Below are 21,123 nucleotides of genomic sequence, written 5' to 3' on the forward strand. Positions count from 1 at the left end.
ATTATATGGTACATTATAAATGTGGAATTTACAAAGGTTAAGCGCATAACCCATTACAAAATTTGTACTCGATTTTTGTGGTATTTTACTATTACATAACACATTTTCAGCAATTTGGATACATCTGAAAGAGTACTTATGGACATAAAAATGACAGGGGATTTTCTTATCGTGAAGTAAAAATTCAATTATGGGTTAATCATTAAGGGCATTCTTGTCTTAATATACAAGACAAAAAGTAAAATATAATTGACATTATGGAAAAGAAATATTACTTTATAAATGGAGGTGAACATAAAGTGGCAAAAAATATTGCGATAAAAGTGGCAAGGGCTGAAAAAGATATGACGCAAAAGGTCTTAGCAGAAGCTGTTGGTGTTTCAAGGCAAACTATAAATGCTATCGAAAAGGGAGAATATAATCCCACAATAAAACTGTGTCGTAAAATTTGTCGCGTATTAGATAAAAGTTTAGATGATTTATTCTGGGAGGATGAAGAGGATGAAAATTAGGAAAATGAAAAGTAATTTAGATGAACGTCAGGAACTAAAACTTCTTAAAATCGAACATAATGGATGTTGGATTGCTTTTTGGGGATTGCTGATTGTAATGGCAATACAAATGATAGTGGGGAATGACAGTATCAAGAATCTTGCCGGAGAATGGGCTGTATTTATGAGTCTTGCCTTTTATCTTTGGGTTGCATGTATCCGAAATGGAATCTGGGACAGGAGATTGAAACCGAATTTCAAGACGAATGTCATAGTCAGTAGTATTGCGGCAGTGTTGACAGGAATTATATGGTTTAGTGTTTCCTATCGGAATTACCATAAACTTATTGGTTCAATTGCAACCGGAATTATTATGTTTGTGCAGGTGGAAATCTTATGTTTATTAGCATTAATGATATCTTCTAAAATATATAAAAGAAGAGTACAGAAACTTGAGGAAGATGAGTGATATATGAAGTAGAAGATATTAATGATATCTGGAAATGATAAATCATTGGGAAATGGTTTATGGAAAGGGGGCGAAAAATGACAGAAAACAGTTACAAGACGCCCTGTGGCTGCATCCATTATTTTGTAAATATAATAGATAAACAGAGAATTACGTTAGTGTTCTTACCGGGTCTTACGGCAGACCATAGGCTTTTTGAGAAGCAGACAGAATATTTTGAGAATAAACAGAATGTGTTTGTATGGGATGCACCATCACATGCATTATCCAGACCATTTACGAATAATTACAGCCTGTCTGATATGGCAGAATGGCTTTATGAAATTTTAGCAAAAGAAGAAATTTATAATCCAATCATTATCGGTCAGTCTATGGGTGGATATCTGGCCCAAATGTATATGGAATTATATCCGGATAAGATAACGGGGTTTATCTCCATTGATTCTGCACCGCTTCAAAAGTCTTATATGACTGCAATGGAAATATGGCTTCTTGAAAGAGTAGAGCCATTATACAGAATATATCCATGGAAAGCTCTTCTTAGGGCTGGTTCAAGAGGGTGCTCTGAGACGGACTATGGTCAGAATCTTATGCGAAAGATGATGATGGCCTATAACTCAGAGCATAAAGAATATGCAAAGCTCGCTGGCTTCGGGTACAGAACGCTTGCTAAGGCAATTAAAGCAGATTTGCCATATCATATCAGTTGTCCGGCATTACTTATCTGTGGAGAAAAGGATAAAGCGGGATCTGCAAAAAGTTATAATAAGAAATGGCATCAGAGGGAAGGTTTATCGCTTAAATGGATAAAGAATGCCGGTCATAATTCCAATACTGACCAGCCGGATGAAGTAAACAGACTTATAGAAAAATTTATCAGCGAGATAGATAGGAAAGGAGTGCCCGGATGAAATTAAATATACAGTGGAAAAAAGTATTATATGGAATTGCATTGATAGTTATTAGTATAATATTGGCTGCTCTGCATTTTATTGTGGCTGGAAAAGGTATCGGATATTTTACTTCTAGCATTATTGCAGTTATATCGGTATCTACTTGGGATTCAAGCGTGAGTTTTCCAAACTTATCGGATTCTTGGTAGTTGCCTTAGTAGCCGTTGGTCTTGTATTCAATACGTCCGGCGTAAAAGACGTATTGTTACAGTTATTCAATAAGATTATTGGAGCGTAAATTTAGTATTGTTATTGTGCGGACATTTGCATATAATAAAGATAAAAGCGTTCAAATGGAGAACAGTGATTCCGAAGGAGGGCTTGTAGATTATGACAGATGAAAAAATCAAAAATTCCAGTGAGCTGGAGTTTGCTGTTTTTTGCATTGAAAATGTAGCGGCAAAGCTGGGTGTGAATGCAGAGCGTGTTTATCAGGCATTTACCGAACAGAGTAATATTTTGAACGGCTATATTGTGCCGGAATATGAAATGTTGCATACCCAGAGCAGGGAATATATTGTTGATGACCTCCTTGACGTGATGAAAGAAAGGGGTGTAGAAGTATGATTCTCTATCATGGTTCTTTTTTAGAGATTGCTAAGCCAGATTTAGCTCATTCCCGCCCCAATGTGGATTTCGGGCGTGGCTTTTATGCCACGCCGCTATATGAACAGGCTGCAAAGTGGTGCGGCAAGTTCAAACGTCGTGGGAAAGACGGTATTATTTCCCGGTATGAATACGATGAAAGCCGGGAATCTGAACTGAAAATGCTGAAATTCGATTCTTATTCCGAAGAATGGCTGGATTTTATTTTGAACTGCCGCAGCGGGAAAGATTCGACCGATTACGACCTGGTTGTGGGTGGTGTTGCCAATGATAAGGTGTTCAATACTGTGGAGCTGTTCTTTGACGGGCTGATTGATAAGACGGAAGCTATCAACCGCCTGCGTTATGAAAAGCCGAATCTGCAAATAAGTTTCCGCACAGAAAAAGCATTGTCTTTATTGCATTTTGAAGGGAGTGAAACATTATGACAGCGAATCCGATTTTGCTTCAGAAAAAATATAGCCGTGTTATTGAATGCTTTGCTAAACAGCAGGGGCTCTCGCTGGATGCGGCATTGGATTTCTTTTATCATTCCCAGGTTTATCAGCTGATTCGTGACGGTGTTTCTGATATGCACTGCATGAGCGATGCATATTTGGCAGAGGAACTGGAACAAGAATATGCCGGGAAAGTGCCTGTAAATGTGGTAGTAAAGGATATGATTTAAAGCAGTCTTTCATTTAGGATCGACTGCTTTTTTCATATTCAAAATTAAAAAGAAAGGACTGAATTACGATGGAAGAGAAACTTCCTTTTGCTGGCGACATTGTAAGGACAACTTCTGTCAGACGATTAAACAAGCTGTACTTTGCTTATATGAATTTATCGCCAGAAGTTCAGCAGGCTTATAAAGAGTTGATTCTCTATTGTGGCGGTGTTGAGGATTTATTGCAGAAATCAGAAATATGGATAAAGAATTCTGGTCATAATTCCAATACGGACCAGCCGAATGAAGTAAACAGACTGATAGAAAAATTTATCAGCGAGGTAGATAGGAGAGGAGTTGAAAAAAAATTAGCACTCACCTATTGACAGTGCTAACAACGTGTGTTATATTACATGCAGAACAAAGAAAACAACATATTTCTCCTTCGGGAGAGATATTTCTCATACAAGAGGAGGGTTAGCCTATGAATATCAGTAAATTTACACAGAAATCCGTACAGGCTGTCCAGGATCTGGAGAAGGTTGCTTATCAGTTTGGCAACCAGGAGATTGAAGAGGAGCATCTTTTATATGCTCTGCTGGAACAGGAAGATAGCCTGATCCTTAAACTGATCGAGAAGATGGAGATAGATAAGGATTATTTCAGAAATTCTCTGAATCAGGCACTGGATGCTAAGGTTAAGGTATCCGGCGGTGAGCTCCGTTTCGGACAGTACCTGAACAAGGCTCTGGTCAGTGCAGAGGATGAAGCCAAGGCAATGGGAGATGAATATGTCTCTGTAGAGCATCTCTTCCTTGCTTTGTTGAGATATCCAAGTCCAAGCATGAAGAAACTGTTTCAGGAATTTGGCATTACTAAGGAGCGTTTCCTGCAGGCACTTTCTACAGTACGAGGCAATCAGCGTGTAGTCAGTGACAATCCGGAAGCTACTTATGATACTTTGAATAAATATGGTGAGGATTTAGTTGAAAAGGCACGTAACCAGAAGCTGGATCCTGTGATCGGACGTGATGAAGAAATCCGTAATATCATCAGAATCCTTTCCCGTAAGACCAAGAACAATCCGGTGCTTATCGGTGAGCCTGGTGTAGGTAAAACAGCAGCAATCGAGGGTCTTGCACAGCGAATCGTGGCGGAGGATGTGCCGGAAGGTCTGAAGGATAAGAAGATTTTTGCCTTGGACATGGGTGCTCTGGTAGCAGGTGCCAAATACAGAGGTGAGTTTGAGGAACGTCTGAAAGCAGTCCTTGAAGAAGTAAAGAAGAGTGAAGGAAACATCATTCTTTTCATTGATGAGTTACATCTGATCGTTGGTGCAGGTAAGACTGACGGAGCCATGGATGCAAGCAATATGCTGAAGCCTATGCTTGCCAGAGGTGAGCTTCACTGTATCGGTGCCACAACTCTGGATGAGTATCGTCAGTATATTGAGAAAGATGCCGCTCTGGAACGTCGTTTCCAGCCTGTTATGGTAGATGAACCTACAGTGGAGGATACCATTTCCATCCTTCGTGGTCTGAAGGAGAGATATGAGGTCTTCCATGGTGTTAAGATCACAGACAGTGCGCTGGTTGCAGCAGCTACACTTTCACATAGATATATCACAGACCGTTTTCTTCCTGATAAGGCCATTGACCTGGTGGATGAGGCCTGTGCCCTGATCAAGACAGAGCTGGATTCCATGCCTTCAGAGCTGGATGAACAGCGCCGTAAGATCATGCAGCTGGAGATTGAGGAATCTGCACTGAAGAAAGAGACAGATAACCTGAGTAAGGAACGTCTGGAAGCACTTCAGAAGGAACTGGCAGAGCTTCGAGATACCTTTAATACACAGAAAGCACAGTGGGACAATGAGAAGCATTCTGTAGAGAAATTACAGAAGCTTCGTGAGCAGATTGAGGATGTGAATAAGCAGATCCAGAAAGCAAAACAGAACTATGATCTGGAGAAGGCTGCACAGTTACAGTACGGCGAACTTCCGAAATTACAGCAGCAGCTGGAAATCGAAGAGAAGAGTGTCAAAGAAAGTGACAGAAGTCTGGTTCATGAGGCAGTTACTGATGATGAGATCGCAAGGATCATTTCCAGATGGACCGGTATTCCTGTAACAAGACTGACAGAAGGCGAGAGAGCCAAACTCCTCACTCTGGAAGATCAGCTTCACAAGAGAGTTGTAGGCCAGGATGAAGGTGTGAAGAGGGTTACAGATGCAATCCTTCGTTCCAAAGCCGGCATCAAGGATCCGACCGAAACCTATCGGTTCCTTCCTGTTCCTTGGTCCTACAGGTGTAGGTAAGACAGAGCTTGCCAAAACTCTGGCAGAGAATCTGTTTGATGATGAACAGAATATGGTCAGAATTGATATGAGTGAATACATGGAGAAGTATTCTGTATCCAGACTGATCGGAGCGCCTCCGGGATATGTAGGATATGAGGAGGGCGGCCAGCTTACTGAGGCAGTCCGCCGTAAACCATACAGTGTTGTACTTTTCGATGAGATTGAGAAAGCACATCCGGATGTGTTTAACGTACTGCTGCAGGTACTGGATGATGGCCGTATCACAGATTCTCAAGGACGTACAGTTGACTTTAAGAATACAATTCTTATCATGACTTCCAACATCGGTTCTCCGTATCTGTTGGATGGTATTGATGAGAATGGTGAGATCAAACCTGAGGCTCAGAGTCAGGTTATGGATGACCTGAGAGGCCATTTCCGTCCGGAATTCCTGAACCGTCTGGATGAAATAATTATGTTTAAGCCCTTGACAAAATCCAATATTGGTAAGATAGTAGACTTGATGGTCGGCGAGCTTGACAAACGTCTTGCAGACCAGGAGCTTTCCCTGGAACTGACAGATACAGCCAAGGATCAGGTTATCGAGAATGGCTATGACCCGGTATATGGTGCACGTCCGTTGAAGCGCTATCTGCAGAAATATGTAGAGACTCTTGCGGCGAGAAAGATTTTGTCCGGAGATGTTCACGCAGGTGATACTCTGGTGCTGGATGTTCAGAATGGGGAATTCATTGTTACGGTAAAGGACGGAAACTAAATGATACCCAAAGATCCAATGATTCTGCTGAGTTATGTGAATACTCAGCTCAGGGATTACTATGATTCCCTGGAAGCACTCTGCACATGCAGAGGATTGAAGAAAGACGAACTGGTGGCGAAGATGCATTCCATCGATTATGAGTATGATGAGGCAACCAATCAGTTCATATAAGAAATATGCGAAATGCTCTCTGACAGCGGGAATTGCTGTTGGGGAGCATTTTTCGTATTGCATATAAGAAAGCTCCCTGCTTTAATTGCCCAAAAGTGATAAACTGCGGAGCAGTTATTGGGTCATGTGTTTCAAAATCAGTACAATTTTAAAAAATAGATAAGGCAGCACAAAAAATGTCAGTAATAAAGATTAAATCGTTAAAATATAAACGAAAATAATCAGGAAATATGTAAAAAATGTATAAAAAAACAGGAAATAAAGTATAAATATTCACTATCCACACAATTGATTTTTGTATGCTGTATGATATAATTGCATCTGTAAAAAACAAGCGCATATTAAATAGGAAGAAACACGTATATGAAAAAAATCTCCTGAATGATAATCGCGCTGTACGAAAATACAATATGGAGGTGGCAGTTTTGAAAAAGTTGGTGACCGTACTGGGTGCTTTTTTTGCAGTTCTTCTGGCTTGTCCATTGAGTGTATTTGCGGCAGAAGGCAGTAAAGCACCATCTACAGTACCTGTATGGCTTTGCATTCCCTTTGCAGGGCTTTTGTTATGTATTGCAGTGATGCCTCTGGTGAAAGCGGAGTGGTGGGAGTCTCATCAGCCACTGGTTGTTGCCTTATGGATCATTCTGATGGTGGTTCCATTTGCTTTCGTTTATGGAGCCGGAAAGACTGCAGAGACAGTTCTGGACTGTATTGTGAATGATTATCTTACATTCATCATTCTGTTATTCGGCCTGTTCTGCGTATCAGGTAATATTACCATGGAGGGTGATTTCGCAGGTTCCCCCCGTGTTAATGTAGGTCTGCTTGCACTGGGAACTCTTCTGGCAAGCTGTATCGGTACCACCGGTGCCAGTATGCTGATGGTACGTCCGGTAATTAAAATGAATTCATGGAGAAAGAGAAAAGGACATATTATGATTTTCTTTATCTTCATGATTTCCAATATGGGTGGATGTCTTACCCCGATTGGAGATCCGCCGCTGTTAATGGGATTTATGCGAGGTGTTCCATTCTTCTGGAGCCTGCATCTGTTCCCTGTACTGATCTTTAATATGGTCATTCTGCTGTTTGTATTTTATCAGATTGATAAACGTTCCTACAGAAAAGATATTGCAAATGGCCGTAAACCGGATATCCGTAAACCGGGTACTCAGTTTCGTCTGGATGGACTGCACAATATCATTTTCCTTGTGATGATCGTTGGCGCGGTAATTTTAAGCGGTGTACTTCCGGGAATGTCCGCATTCCAGGATGCTGCAGGCAATGTAAGAGGCATTCATCTCTTTGGAGAAGTAACCCTGACATTCCCGGCTCTGATCGAAATCGTGATCATTCTGCTTGCTGCTTTTCTTTCCTTTAAGACAACAGATAAGCAGATCCGTATCAGGAACCATTTTACCTGGGGTGCGATCCAGGAGGTTGCGGTTTTATTCATCGGTATTTTTATCACCATGCAGCCTGCATTGATGCTTCTGAAAGCTGTAGGACCGAATCTGGGAGTTACTGAACCGGCAGAGATGTTCTGGGCAACAGGTGCACTTTCCAGTTTCCTGGATAACACACCTACTTATCTGGTATTCCTTACAACAGCCGGAACGCTGGCATTTACAAATGGAATCACAACCACACTGGGAACAGTACCTACCAAGATTCTGTCTGCCATTTCCTGTGGTGCGGTATTCATGGGTGCCAACACTTATATCGGAAATGCCCCGAACTTTATGGTAAAGGCAATCTCTGATGAGAACGGTGTGAAGATGCCGTCATTCTTCGGATATATGCTCTGGTCTGTGGCATTTCTGATTCCGGTGTTTGTTATTGATATGTTTGTATTCTTTTTATAAGGAGGGAGGATCATTATGCAGGATAATCAGGAAAAATGTAAAGAACTTGCAATACGCATTTATAACCTGGACGAAGAAGTTTATAAATGTGTGGGTTCCTCTCTGGGACGTACATTTACAGGACAAAAAGAAACAACTCTCCGTCATCTGGCAGCACTGATGTATACCAAGCCGGACGGACATCTGCTCAGAAGTGAACTGGCGCTGATCAGTAACATGGCCCGTACCATCAGGGATAAGAGCGAGAGAAGACGTCTTATGATAGAGTATGACAGTATTCTGAAAGAGATTGAAAGTCTTCCGGATACATTTGGACAGACAGATATTGTAGATAAAGAACGTATCAGTCTGAATAATCTGATCGCAAGACGCCAGAATGAGATTTCCGAAAATGATCATCTGATCATCTGTATCAGCCGTACACAGGGAAGTGGCGGTAATGATATCGGATTTGAACTGGCGGATCAGCTTCAGATCAACTATTATGATGCAGAAATTTTTGATCAGGTTATGAAGCGTCTGCAGGCAGACAAAAATGCAGTCAGTGATACTGGTAATTTTGAAGGGTTTGATAAATACAGAAAGAAAAAACACACAGATCTGAAAACCTGGTTCAGGGAATTCAATCGTTATCATGGACTTCCGAAGCAGGACGCAGTATTTTTCAATATGAGTGATCTGATCTGTGAACTGGCAAAGAGTGAAGACTGCGTGATCATGGGACGTTGCGCAGATGCGATTCTTAAGAATAATCATATTCCTCATATCAGTCTGTTTATCAGTGCTCCGTTCCAGGTTCGTGTGCAGCACGTTATGGATATCCGTAATATGAATCTGAAACAGGCAGTACGTTTTCTGAAGCAGATGGATAAGCAGCATAAGAAATATTATGAATTTTATACCGGTGAGAAATGGGGAAAACCGGAGAATTATGATTTGTGTATCAACAGTGCCAACTATGGACTGAAGGATACAATTGAGCTGATCCGGAGAATGCTGGATCAGAAGGTTCACTGATCAGAGGGAGATTTATCTGTCTGATTTAACCGAATCAAGTAAATAGCGGAGCGGATTGCGAATATCCGCCTGACAAAGAAAATAAGCTCTGTGGATAAAAGAAAAATCCACGGAGCTTATTTTTTTGCCAAGTCCAGGCAGATATTTGTAAGCAGCAAAGCAATCTGGGAATGCCCGGCGCTTGCTGTAAACGACTTTGATTTTAACGCCAGTTGAATGTACTCATACCATAAATATAGATAAAGGCAATTATAATCGGAAGTACAAATCGGAAGAGCGGTTTCATCCAGCTCTGTACCTTTAAGCCCTTACCGGTATTGCTCTCTTTGATAAAGTTATCCCATCCCCAGCCGAACTTATTACAGCAGAAGAGTGCAAGTATGAGAGAGCCAAGGGGTAAAATATTGTTGGAAACAATAAAATCCCAGAAATCAAGCCAGGTAGTTCCTTCGGCAAATGGCTGGAAGTGGAAAACGCTGAAACCAAGGGCTGTGGTAAGTGCCAGAAGAAAGACACCTGTGCCGCAGACCACGCTGCCTTTTGGACGAGACCAGCCGGTAAGCTCACGTATCATTGCCAGGATATTCTCGCACACACCCAGGACGGTTGACATGGCTGCAAATACCATGAACAGGAAGAATAAGGATCCCCAGATACGTCCTCCGGACATATTGTTAAAAACAGCCGCCATTGTATCAAACAGAAGGCTCGGACCTGCATTTACTTCCAGATTAAAGGTAAAGCATGCAGGGAAAATAATAACTCCTGCCAGAAAAGCAACTAATGTGTCCAGTGTGATCACATGAATAGCTTCCCCCATTAGAGAATGCTCTTTGCCAATATAGCTGCCAAAGATAGCCATACCGCCCATACCTGTAGACAAAGTAAAGAATGCCTGGTTCATTGCCCCTACGATCACCGAACCATCAATCTTTGAGAAATCCGGTTTCAGATAAAAGGTCATTCCCTCACCAGAGCCTTTCAGAAAAAGACTGTGTACAGCGAGAGCAAGCATCAGTACCAGCAGTGCAGACATCATATATTTTGTCACACGCTCCAGTCCTCCCTGAAGATTGAAGGAAAGGATGAAAAATGCAATGACTACAGTGACCAGTAAGAAGAATACATTCACAGAGGGAGAGGAGATCATGGCTGAAAATCCCAGTGAACCATTTTTACCTCTGAGAAACTGTACAAAATAATAAATGATCCAGCCGCAGACAACAGTGTAAAATGCCATCAGGGCAATGTTGCCAAGCAGACAGAACCAACCGAAAATCCCCCATTTCTGTCCTGGCTTTTCCAGCTTACGGTACATGAAAAGGGGACTTGTCTGAGCCGCTCTTCCGATGGAAAATTCCAACACAAGAGCCGGGATTCCCAGGATGACCAGACACAGAAGATAGATCAGCATAAAGCTGCCGCCGCCATTTTGCCCGCACATCCACGGGAATTTCCATACATTTCCGCAGCCAATGGCGCAGCCGGCGGAAAGCATAATGAAGCCAAGCCGGCTTCCAAGCTGTTCACGTTTCATAAGATAACGCTCCCTTCAGAAGTTCATATAAGGGATATTATAAGATAAAAAACAATATTTGTAAAATTGATTGTTTTGTTGTATATTATTGAAAATATTGTTTATAAAAAATAACGATTCAATGTTTCAATGGAAAAATACTGGAAAGTTATGGGAAGGAATGAACTATGGATACAAATGTGTTAAAAACTTTTATTGCAGTATGTGAATATTCCGGATTTTCGGCTGCTGCAAAGGAACTGGGATATACGCAGTCTACAGTTTCTTCACAGATCAAACAACTGGAAAAGGAACTTGATGTCAGGCTGTTTGACCGTTATTATCATAAAATCAATCTTACGGAAAAGGGAGTTTTAGTTTTGCAGCAGGCTCGAAACATTCTGAAGGCACAGGCGAAAATGCTTGATTCGCTGAATTCGGCTGAAAGCATTGAAGGCGAGATCCGGTTGTCTATGTCCAGTTCTGTCTGCAGCAGATATTTTAAAAATGATTTTCTGCGTTTTCATCATCAGTATCCGGAAATAAAAGTGGAGATAACAGAAAACGGTACAGAGCAGATGTTTGATAAATTGCGGAAGAACGAAACAGATCTGGTTTTTACTCTGGACAGGCATATTTATGATTCGGATTTTATTATTTGTGCGGAACAGGAAGAACAGGTACATTTTATTGTAGCGGCTGATAATCCTGTTGCAGGCTGTTCATGGAAATTAAGTGAAATCTCTCAGAATGAGTTTGTGTTAACAGAACAAGCCATGAGCTACAGAAAAATACTGAATGAAACTCTTGCATCCCAATCACTGGAAATCCGCCCGGTTCTTGAAATCGGAAATCCGCTTCAGATATGTGAACTGGTAAAAAACAGCAGCCTGCTTTCCTTTCTTCCGGATTTTATTTCGGAGAAATATGTGAAAGACGGACAGATTAAAAGACTGGATGTTGCCGGCTGCCCGGTAACTGTATGGACACAATTGCTGCTCCACAAAAATAAATGGCGGTCTCCGGCAATTAATGTGTTTATAGAATTTTATAAAGAAGTTATGCAGAGATAGAGCTTGAAGAGTATTGGAAATTTTATTCGACCTGAGATGAAAAAAATTAGCCAGGCAAAATAAAATTGAATATTTACAAATTGGAAATATCAAAGCTAAATCTAAAATAATTATAAACTGCACAAAAAACACTTGCATTTTTTGTCTAAAAGTATATTATATATGATTAGTCAGGCTAATTAAAGAATAATATCAGACCTGAAAGAGGACAGAGGCCGGAAAGGAGTGAAGTTATGTGGTGCCCGGAAGAGGAGAAGAAAGAAAAACGAGAAGAGAAAAGCATGCCTGCGCTCTTTATGGAGATCAACCGCCAATATGGTATGAGATGTATGCAGCGTATACGGGAAATCGGTATCCAACAGGGACAGATGCCGATCATTATGATCGTATACAGACATAACGGCTGCAGCCAGAAGGAGATTGCAGAGTGGATGGGTGTAACACCGCCCACTGTAAATGTAAGTATCCAGCGTCTGGAGAAAGCAGACATTGTCTGCAGGAAACGTGATGATAAAGATCAACGCATCATGCGTGTATATCTGACAGAAAACGGAAGAAAAATCGTGGAGGAGCTCCAGCAGGAAAGCAAAGCTGTGGAGAAAGTGATGTTCAGCAATTTCAGCGAAGCAGAGCTATGTCTTTTACGAAGGTTTTTTGGGCAGATTCTGGATAATATTTCGGAGATACCTGTCAACAGGTAGAAACTGAAAAATACATGATGGAGCAGATTGAGAAAACTGTATCAGCATGTTCAGATAAAAAATAATATTGTCTGTGAAAGAACTGACACGTGAGTTTAAACAGACATACATATTAAAAATAGGAAAAGAGGGAATCAAGCAATGATTAAACTGATGAAATATCTGAAGAAATCAGCGGGATACATTGTCCTGATCATAGCACTTCTGTTTCTGCAGGCGTACTGTGATCTTTCCCTGCCGGATTATACCTCCAAGATCATTAATGTAGGTATCCAGCAGAAAGGTATTGAAGACAGTGTGCCGGATAAGCTTCGGGATTCAACCCTGCAGAATCTTCAGATTTTTATGGATGAGGATCAGAAAAAGGAAGTTTCACAGAATTATACACAGGAAGATGATACCTGGTTATTAAACGATGATATTTCCAAAGAAACCAGAGAGAATTTAAATGAGGATTTCTCAAAGGCAATGATGATGGTAGCTGCCTTTTCCGAAGACAGTGAGCAGGGGCAGGCAATGGCTGCACAGATGGGCCTTCCGGAGGGAACAGACCCGTTGACAGCACTGGCACAGATGCCGGAAGAAGCAGTACAGCAGATTATGAGTCAGATGGATGAGAAGCTGAAAGATATGCCGGAGTCTATTGTGACACAGGCTGGTGTTTCCTTTGTTGCTTCAGAATATGAAGCACTGGGAAAAGATGTGGATGCCATTCAGATGCATTACATCCTGATGTCAGGTATCAGAATGCTTGCCATGGCACTGGTGATCATGCTGGCAGCAATCAGCGTCACATTTATTTCGGCCAGAGTGGCAGGCAGACTTGGTCATGACCTGAGAAACAGCATTTACCGCAAGGTTATGAGCTTTTCCAGCAGAGAATATCATAAATTCTCCACAGCATCCCTGATCACACGAAGCACCAATGATGTGCAGCAGGTACAGCAGGTTATGGCAATGATGTTCCGCATTGTTCTGTACGCGCCGATCCTTGGTATTGGTGGAGTGCTCAAGGTATTAAACACAGATTCTTCCATGACATGGATCCTTGGTGTGGCAGTTGGTCTGATCCTGATTGTGATCTTTGTGCTGTTCCAGGTGGCAATGCCAAAATTCACTATCTTACAGACTCTGATCGACAGACTGAATCTGGTATCCCGTGAGATTCTGACAGGTATTCCTGTTATCCGTGCATTCAGCCGTGAGAAGCATGAGGAAGATCGTTTTGAGAAAGCGAACCTGGATCTGACAAAAACAAACCTGTTTGTCAACAGATGTATGACTTTTATGATGCCCATTATGATGTTGATCATGAACGGAGTATCTGTACTTATTATTTACAGTGGTGCCCATGCAGTAGACAACGGAACCATGCAGGTTGGTAATGTTATGGCATTTATCCAGTATGCAATGCAGATCATTATGTCCTTCCTGATGATCACTGCAATGTCTATTATGCTCCCGAGAGCAAATGTTGCAGCGCTTCGTATTGATGAGGTTCTGAAAACAGAGGTTTCCATTCAGGATCCGGAAACTCCGGTACATCCGTCAGAAAGTGTGAAAGGCGAGATCGAATTTGAACATGTATCCTTTGCTTACCCGGAAGCAGGTGAGAATGTACTGACAGACATTTCCTTTAAAGCAAAGAAAGGTCAGACGATTGCAGTGATCGGAAGTACAGGAAGTGGTAAAAGTACCCTGATCAATCTGATCCCAAGATACTATGATGTGACAAAGGGTTCTGTTAAAGTGGATGGTGTGGATGTCCGTGACATGACTCAGAAAGAGCTTCGTGATAAGCTGGGATATGTGCCGCAGAAGGGTGTACTTTTCTCAGGTACCATTGATTCAAACATCCGCTATGGTAAGCCGGAAATCACTGATGCACAGGTAAAGGAAGCAGCAGAGGTTGCACAGGCTACAGAATTTATTGATACCAAACCGGAGAAATATGAATCCCCTGTATCACAGGGAGGTACCAATGTTTCGGGCGGACAGAAACAGCGTCTGTCCATTGCCAGAGCCATTGCAAAGGATCCGGAAATCTTTATCTTTGATGACAGCTTCTCTGCCCTTGACTTTAAGACTGACAGTCAGTTAAGAAAGGCATTGAAGGAGTACACCAAGGACGCAACTACCGTAATCGTTGCCCAGAGGATCAGTACTATCCTTGGTGCAGACCAGATCATTGTACTGGACGACGGACATATGGCAGGTATTGGAACTCATAAGGAACTGATGGCAAATTGTGAGGTATATCAGCAGATTGCAAGATCTCAGTTATCAGAGGAGGAACTGGCATGAGCGAACAGAGAAGAAGAGGTCCTATGGGAGGACATGGACGTATGATGTCCGGCGAAAAGGCGAAAGACTTCAAGGGTTCCATGGCTAAGCTTTTCCGTTATATGGGACGATATAAATTCCGTTTTATACTGATGTTTATCTTTGCAGTAGCGGGAACTGTGTTTAGTATTGTAGGGCCTAAGATTTTAGGTAAGGCGACCACAGAGCTGTTTAACGGCCTGGTTGCCAAGGTAAACGGAACCGGTGAAATTGACTTCGGAAAGATCGGGATGATCCTGTTATGGACACTTGGATTATATGTGTTAAGTGCATGCTTTTCCTTTGTACAGGGATTTGTAATGTCAGGAATCTCCAATGATGTTACCTATAATCTGAGAAAAGATATTTCAAAGAAAATCAACAGACTGCCTTTGAATTATTATGAGAGCAGAACAAACGGTGAGATCCTCTCCCGTATCACCAATGATGTGGACACTCTGCAGATGAGTCTGAACCAGAGTCTGACACAGCTGATCACATCAGTGACAACCCTGATCGGTGTATTTATTATGATGCTTTCCATCAATGTGTGGATGACTCTGGCAGCACTTCTGATCCTGCCCGTTTCCATGTTTATCATCCAGACTGTCATGAAGCATTCCCAGAAATACTTTCAGGATCAGCAGAGCTATCTGGGTAAAGTAAACGGTCAGATCGAAGAAAACTTCGGTGGTCATAATGTGGTCCGGGTTTTCAACAAAGAGAATGATGTAGTAGAAGAATTTGAGAAAGATAATCAGAAGCTTTATGAATCTGCATGGAAATCTCAGTTTTTCTCAGGAATGATGATGCCGATCATGCAGTTTGTAGGTAACCTTGGATATGTAATGGTAGCTCTCTTAGGCGGCGTGTTTGTAATCAAAAAAAGTATTGAAGTCGGTGATATCCAGTCCTTCTTCCAGTACATCCGTAACTTTACACAGCCAATCCAGCAGATCGCACAGGTCACCAACCTGTTACAGTCCTCTGCTGCAGCTTCCGAGCGTGTATTTGAATTCCTGGAGGAGCCGGAAGAGAGCCAGAATGAAAAGAATCCTGTAGATATTAATACTCTTACAGGAGATGTACAGTTTGAACACGTAAAATTCGGTTACAATCCGGATAAGATCATTATCAATGACTTCTCAGCAGATGTGAAGGATGGCCAGAAGATTGCCATTGTAGGTCCCACAGGTGCAGGAAAGACAACTATGGTGAAACTGCTTATGAGATTTTATGATCTCAATGGCGGAAGTATTAAGGTAGATGGTTATGACATCAAAGATTTTAACAGAAGCAGTCTGAGAGAGATGTTTGGAATGGTGCTTCAGGATACCTGGCTGTTCTCAGGAACCATTATGGAAAATATCCGTTACGGACGTCTGGATGCAACAGATGAAGAGGTGATCGCAGCAGCAAAGGCAGCCCATGTGCACAACTTTATCATGCAGCAGCCGGGAGGCTATGATATGGTCCTGGATGAAGAAACCAGCAATATTTCCCAGGGACAGAAACAGCTTCTCACTATTGCCAGGGCAATCCTTGCAAATAATAAGATTCTGATCCTGGATGAGGCAACCTCATCTGTAGATACTAGAACCGAAGTGCGTATCCAGAAAGCCATGGACAATCTGATGAAGGGCAGAACAAGCTTTGTGATCGCACACAGACTTTCTACCATCAAGGATGCAGATCTGATTCTGGTTATGAAAGACGGTGACATTATCGAGCAGGGAAATCATGAAGAACTTCTGGCTAAGAAAGGCTTCTATGCAGACCTGTATAACAGCCAGTTTGAGAATAAGGCAACTGCATAAAGTTATTATAAATCCCTCAGGGGTATTTGTGAAAGAGAATATATCTGGTGGATATAGGATCTCACAGATACCGGCTGAGGGATTTTGGCATTCTCATGCCAAAACACCTCGCGGGATAGTGGCGTGTGAACAGTAATATTTTAGTCTTTTCTGTCAGAGGGTAATATGTTATAATTAAAAACTAACTTACGAAAAATGATAAATTTTATCATAGAAACAGAAGAAAATGATAACAATAATAAGGAGTATTGTAGCTGTGAAGTTACTGAACAGTTGCAAATATCAGAGGATATCAATAATATGACAGATAAGAAAAACGGCAGAGAATATCTGGGCTATGTGCTGGAAAAATTAAAAGAACGTATCACAGAGATCAGTCTCTCTCTGGTGGAAGGCCAGAAAGAGATTGAGGGAATGCATGAGTATTACTGGGAAAATTATACAGAGATGGACCAGTATGGTTATGAGAATTATGATAATCAGCAGGCATTGTTCCGCCAGATTTCCGCAAATGAAGAGCAGCTGATTCTGAAACAGAGATTTCGCAGAATGGCAGATTCTCCATTCTTCGGAAGAGTGGATTTCATTTACGAAGGAGAGGACGAACCGGAGATCTTTTATATTGGAATTGGAAATTTTGCAGAGAAAGCAGGGCATATTCCATTAGTATATGACTGGCGTGCTCCGGTAAGCGGTTTGTTTTATGACTATGACAAAGGACAGGCTTCTTATGAGGCTCCCATGGGTGAAATCCATGGCGAGGTTGCTTCCAAATGGCAGTACAAGATCCGCAACGGAAAAATGATCTATGAATTTGAGAGCGATGTGAAGATCGATGATGAGATTCTGAAAGCGGAACTGGGAAGTAACGGTGAAGTACAGCTTAAGAACATTATTCGTACTATCCAGAAGGAGCAGAATGCTATTATCCGCAATACAAAAGACAGGATCATGGTAATCCAGGGAGCAGCAGGGAGCGGTAAGACTTCCGTGGCACTTCACAGGATTGCCTATCTTCTCTATCATGACAGACAGAATCTGAAGTCTTCCAATATTCTGATCCTGTCGCCAAATGGAGTGTTTTCCGATTATATCTCCCATATCCTTCCTGAACTGGGAGAAGAGAATATTAAGGAAATGAGCTTTGATCTTTTTGCCTATAAGCAGCTTAGGGATACAGTTTCTGACTGCGAAGACCGCTATGATGAAATTGAACGCAGAATCCGTTTTCCGCAGAAAGCTTCTCTTGCAGAAGAGAAACAGTCCATGGAATTTATAAATCTTATGGAACGCTATCTGGTGGAACTGGAAGACCGGCTGATGAATTTTAAAGATGTGGAATATAAGGGATTTGTAAAGACAGAATCAGAGATCATTGAATTATTTTATTTCAAATTCCAGGATTTTCCACTGCTCTCAAGGATGGATGCAGTTGCAGATTATTTCATTGACGAGGTGGAAACTCTGCGGGATCGTGATCTGGCGGATGATGAGAAAGACCTGATCCGTGAGAAATTCATGAAACTGTATGTGACCAGAGATCTTTATGTGATCTACAGTCAGTTCCTGAAAGAGAACGGATACAAAGGACTTCCGCGGGTTTCTTATGAGAAAAGAAAGCTGAAATATGAGGATGTTTATCCTGTTCTTTATCTGAAATATCGTTTGCAGAGCCAGCAGGGAAGAAGCAATATCAAGCATCTGGTGGTAGATGAGATGCAGGATTACTCAAGGCTTCAGTATGAAATCCTGCAGAGGATTTTCTCCTGCAAAATGACGATCTTGGGTGACCGGGCACAGACTATGGATGACAAACAGCAGGATGTACTGAAATTTCTGCCGAAGATTTTCGGGAGAGATATCCACAAGATCATTATGAATAAGAGTTACCGTAACACCATAGAGATTGCGTCTTATGCAAATCAGCTTGCGGGTATTGAAGACATGGAACTCTTTGAACGTCATGGTGCTCCGGTGGAGGAGAAAATATTTGCAGATGTGAGCCATGCTGCGGAAAAGATTGCAGAAACTCTGAAACTCGGCGAAGAAGAATATGAAACAGCAGCGGTTGTCCTGCGTACAGAGAAAGAAGCAGAACATATGTGGCTTCTTCTGAAGGAAATTCTGGGAGAAAAAGGATTTGATGTAAAAGAACGCCTGTCTTATCTGGACAGAAACAGCACAAGCTTTAAGAAAGGTCTTACAGTTACGACATTCTATCTGGCAAAAGGTCTGGAATTTGATCAGGTATTTGCAGTATTTCCGCAGAAAGACCAGACACCGCTTGTGCGTCAGGCGAGATATATCGCTGCAACAAGAGCCCTTCATGAACTGCATATGTATGAAGTGGAAAAATAAAAAAGTAATCGTTACTGTTCACTCCGTTCACAGTAACGTAGCCAAAATTCATTCCAGATTGCCTGCGGCAATGGAATTTTGGCTTGTATGTCTCGGGATTTTGGCATATTCATGCCAAAACACCTCGCGGGATAGTGGTGTGTGAACAGTAACAAGTAATCTCTCAGTTACAGAGAAAAAAAGATAAATGGTATGATGAAGCAGAAAAATGGCGTTATAACAGACTATGTAAATCGCAGAAGGCTGAGAAATCGACATTGACATCTATGTAATGAAACTGTAAAATATATAATGTCAGTGGCAAAATACCTTTTGTCCCTGACACCATATTTTATAAAGTACGGAACAGTTATAATAATGTCAGAGAGAGGTTTCCTCTCCTGACCTGATATTAAATATTACCTGAAGACTATATACCTATTCTAAGGAGGATATTATGAAAAATAAAAGAGTACTAATGTTATTGGCCTTAACAGTTGTATTATCTGTTTCCATGACTGCATGTAGCTTTGGAGGCGGCAGTGACGAGGATTCAAGTGTGGTACAGGTAACTCCTACACCGGAGCCAACCAAAGCAGCGAAAGCAACTCCTACCCCTGCACCGGCCAATGCCCAGAATACTACCTATACATCTAAGAACAAAGCAGTATCCATTAAACTTCCGGATGCGACATGGGCGAATAAATCAGATTCTGACGATATGTTAAGCTTCGAGTCACCGAAACAGGGCAAACTCCTGATCCTGCATGGTTCCGGTGAGGAGGATATGTCTGTTGCGATCATTCCAAGTTCACAGGATACAGCCTCTGCACTTGTAAAGGCAGATAATCTTGTAGAAGGTACAGATTTTGAGATCCAGGATTATAAATCAGAGGAAGTCAGTGGTGTAAATGTTTACAGCTATACAGTTCATTACCTCACTGACAAGAGTGACTATAAATATGTTGTAAATAAATATTTCACAGATAATACAACAGAATTTTACAGTGTTGCAGGTTCTGTAAAGGATGAGAAAGCACTGGCAGGAATCAAGACTTCTGTTGATTCATTCACTATTTCCGGTGATTCTGTACTGAAAGCAGCAGCAACAGGAAAAACTTCAGGAACTACAGCAGGTACAACTGCGGACGGCACTTCAGGAACTACAGGAACAGCGGCTGCAGGTACGGACACAACAGCATCCGGCAGTTCATCAGATGGAAGTTCTTCAGCAGGCACAGACGGTTCTTACAGTGATACTTCATCGGACGGTTCATCAGATTACAGTTCATCAGACTATACTTCTGATGGCAGCAGTGACGGATCTTATGATTATGACGATGGTTCCTCCAATGGATATTATGCAGACGGAACACCTGTGGGAACAGATGATCCGGACTATGATACAGATCAGACAAGAACTATTTACAGAAACTCCGATGGATATCCGCTTGTAATTTATCCGAACGGTGACGGTACATGGTGTGATGATGACGGAAATACCTATGATTTTGCTAATGGTGAGGACGTTTATGATGAGAACGGCGTTGACTATTACTATCATGGAGAACCGGCGTATGTCCGCTATATGCCTAAGAATCAGTAACAGAAAAGTTGAAAAGGACGGCTGCTGTAAAAAAAACAGTCGTCCTTTTTTGCGCTGACAGAGAACAACCTGTTATTTACATAAGAACGGATATTGTGATAGAATAGCAGAGAAAATATGTGTTGCTGTGAACAGTAAAACAGGTAGATAATGAGGGCTGATGAATGGAATCATATGGAAGATTTGCCGGTGTTTATGATGTTTTCATGGATAATGTAAACTATCGTGAATGGGCAGACTATATTATAGAAACACTGACTCAGGACGGGATCAGGGATGGTCTGGTTCTGGAGCTGGGATGTGGAACAGGTACTGTGACAGAGATGCTTGCAGATGCCGGATATGATATGATCGGTATCGATAATTCTGAGGAGATGCTTGCAGAGGCTATGGAGAAGCGGGTGTATTTGCAGTATGCAGTATCTGTATCTTTGCAAAATAAATGGCAGGATG

General features: G+C 41.7%; 19 protein-coding genes and 1 pseudogene. 19 read left to right on the top strand and 1 reads right to left on the bottom strand.

Annotated elements, in window-relative coordinates:
- Positions 1–257 precede the first annotated feature (257 nt).
- The 12 genes and pseudogenes from AC075J_RS09455 to AC075J_RS09510 all read left to right on the top strand — a co-directional run bounded on the left by AC075J_RS09455 (position 258) and on the right by AC075J_RS09510 (position 9,298).
- Positions 258–512: a helix-turn-helix transcriptional regulator gene (locus tag AC075J_RS09455; protein WP_179961367.1), complete on the top strand. Its 255-nt coding sequence runs from the start codon at positions 258–260 to the stop codon at positions 510–512.
- Positions 502–960, top strand: a complete 459-nt coding sequence (locus tag AC075J_RS09460; RefSeq protein ID WP_020993551.1) for a DUF6773 family protein — start codon at positions 502–504, stop codon at positions 958–960. The genes AC075J_RS09455 and AC075J_RS09460 overlap by 11 nt, the downstream gene beginning before the upstream one ends.
- A 77-nt stretch (positions 961–1,037) precedes the next feature.
- Positions 1,038–1,871, top strand: a complete 834-nt coding sequence (locus AC075J_RS09465) for an alpha/beta fold hydrolase (protein ID WP_476390260.1) — start codon at positions 1,038–1,040, stop codon at positions 1,869–1,871.
- Positions 1,868–2,062 (top strand): hypothetical protein, encoded by a 195-nt coding sequence (locus AC075J_RS09470; protein WP_008706664.1) that lies wholly within the window; start codon positions 1,868–1,870, stop codon positions 2,060–2,062. Before AC075J_RS09465 ends, AC075J_RS09470 begins: the two co-directional genes overlap by 4 nt.
- Positions 2,063–2,240: 178 nt before the next feature.
- Positions 2,241–2,480: a DUF3791 domain-containing protein gene (locus AC075J_RS09475; protein WP_044951932.1), complete on the top strand. Its 240-nt coding sequence runs from the start codon at positions 2,241–2,243 to the stop codon at positions 2,478–2,480.
- Positions 2,477–2,947, top strand: coding sequence for a DUF3990 domain-containing protein (locus tag AC075J_RS09480; RefSeq protein WP_008706660.1), 471 nt, complete (start codon positions 2,477–2,479; stop codon positions 2,945–2,947). The genes AC075J_RS09475 and AC075J_RS09480 overlap by 4 nt, the downstream gene beginning before the upstream one ends.
- Entirely contained in the window at positions 2,944–3,186 is a 243-nt protein-coding gene (locus tag AC075J_RS09485; RefSeq protein ID WP_008706659.1) for a DUF3791 domain-containing protein, read from the top strand. Before AC075J_RS09480 ends, AC075J_RS09485 begins: the two co-directional genes overlap by 4 nt.
- 68 nt (positions 3,187–3,254) lie before the next feature.
- Positions 3,255–3,551 (top strand): hypothetical protein, encoded by a 297-nt coding sequence (locus tag AC075J_RS09490; RefSeq protein ID WP_020993550.1) that lies wholly within the window; start codon positions 3,255–3,257, stop codon positions 3,549–3,551.
- A 98-nt stretch (positions 3,552–3,649) separates the two neighbouring features.
- Positions 3,650–6,242 (top strand): annotated as a pseudogene (gene clpB, locus AC075J_RS09495) (ATP-dependent chaperone ClpB).
- The gene (locus tag AC075J_RS09500) at positions 6,243–6,416 is read left to right on the top strand and encodes a DUF4250 domain-containing protein (protein ID WP_008706656.1); all 174 of its coding nucleotides are present in this window, start codon (positions 6,243–6,245) and stop codon (positions 6,414–6,416) included.
- 425 nt (positions 6,417–6,841) lie between these two features.
- The gene (locus AC075J_RS09505; RefSeq protein ID WP_055052588.1) at positions 6,842–8,281 is read left to right on the top strand and encodes a sodium:proton antiporter; all 1,440 of its coding nucleotides are present in this window, start codon (positions 6,842–6,844) and stop codon (positions 8,279–8,281) included.
- 15 nt (positions 8,282–8,296) lie between these two features.
- Positions 8,297–9,298, top strand: a complete 1,002-nt coding sequence (locus tag AC075J_RS09510; RefSeq protein ID WP_055052587.1) for a cytidylate kinase-like family protein — start codon at positions 8,297–8,299, stop codon at positions 9,296–9,298.
- 202 nt (positions 9,299–9,500) lie between these two features.
- Here the strand turns inward: AC075J_RS09510 and AC075J_RS09515 are convergent, their stop codons facing one another.
- Complete coding sequence (locus AC075J_RS09515; RefSeq protein WP_118341582.1) at positions 9,501–10,835, bottom strand: sodium-dependent transporter; 1,335 nt, start codon at positions 10,833–10,835, stop codon at positions 9,501–9,503.
- A 167-nt stretch (positions 10,836–11,002) separates the two neighbouring features.
- Between AC075J_RS09515 and AC075J_RS09520 the strand changes: the two genes are divergently transcribed.
- The 7 genes from AC075J_RS09520 to AC075J_RS09550 all read left to right on the top strand — a co-directional run.
- Complete coding sequence (locus tag AC075J_RS09520; protein WP_022381258.1) at positions 11,003–11,887, top strand: LysR family transcriptional regulator; 885 nt, start codon at positions 11,003–11,005, stop codon at positions 11,885–11,887.
- A 233-nt stretch (positions 11,888–12,120) separates the two neighbouring features.
- Positions 12,121–12,588 carry a MarR family winged helix-turn-helix transcriptional regulator gene (locus tag AC075J_RS09525; RefSeq protein ID WP_055052585.1) on the top strand — a complete coding sequence of 156 codons (468 nt, stop codon included), beginning with the start codon at positions 12,121–12,123 and terminating at the stop codon, positions 12,586–12,588.
- Positions 12,589–12,729: 141 nt separating this feature from the next.
- Complete coding sequence (locus AC075J_RS09530; protein WP_062807959.1) at positions 12,730–14,892, top strand: ABC transporter ATP-binding protein; 2,163 nt, start codon at positions 12,730–12,732, stop codon at positions 14,890–14,892.
- On the top strand, positions 14,889–16,727 hold the full coding sequence (locus AC075J_RS09535) for an ABC transporter ATP-binding protein (protein WP_119251429.1): 1,839 nt from the start codon (positions 14,889–14,891) through the stop codon (positions 16,725–16,727). The genes AC075J_RS09530 and AC075J_RS09535 overlap by 4 nt, the downstream gene beginning before the upstream one ends.
- Before the next feature lie 300 nt (positions 16,728–17,027).
- On the top strand, positions 17,028–19,085 hold the full coding sequence (locus AC075J_RS09540) for a HelD family protein (RefSeq protein WP_476390261.1): 2,058 nt from the start codon (positions 17,028–17,030) through the stop codon (positions 19,083–19,085).
- Positions 19,086–19,521: 436 nt separating this feature from the next.
- Complete coding sequence (locus tag AC075J_RS09545; RefSeq protein WP_476390262.1) at positions 19,522–20,670, top strand: hypothetical protein; 1,149 nt, start codon at positions 19,522–19,524, stop codon at positions 20,668–20,670.
- A 164-nt stretch (positions 20,671–20,834) separates the two neighbouring features.
- The coding region (locus AC075J_RS09550) for a class I SAM-dependent DNA methyltransferase (protein ID WP_476390263.1) at positions 20,835–21,123 on the top strand (289 nt) is incomplete at its 3' end.

This window comes from Blautia sp. ZXY-1-C6 (genome assembly GCF_056339875.1).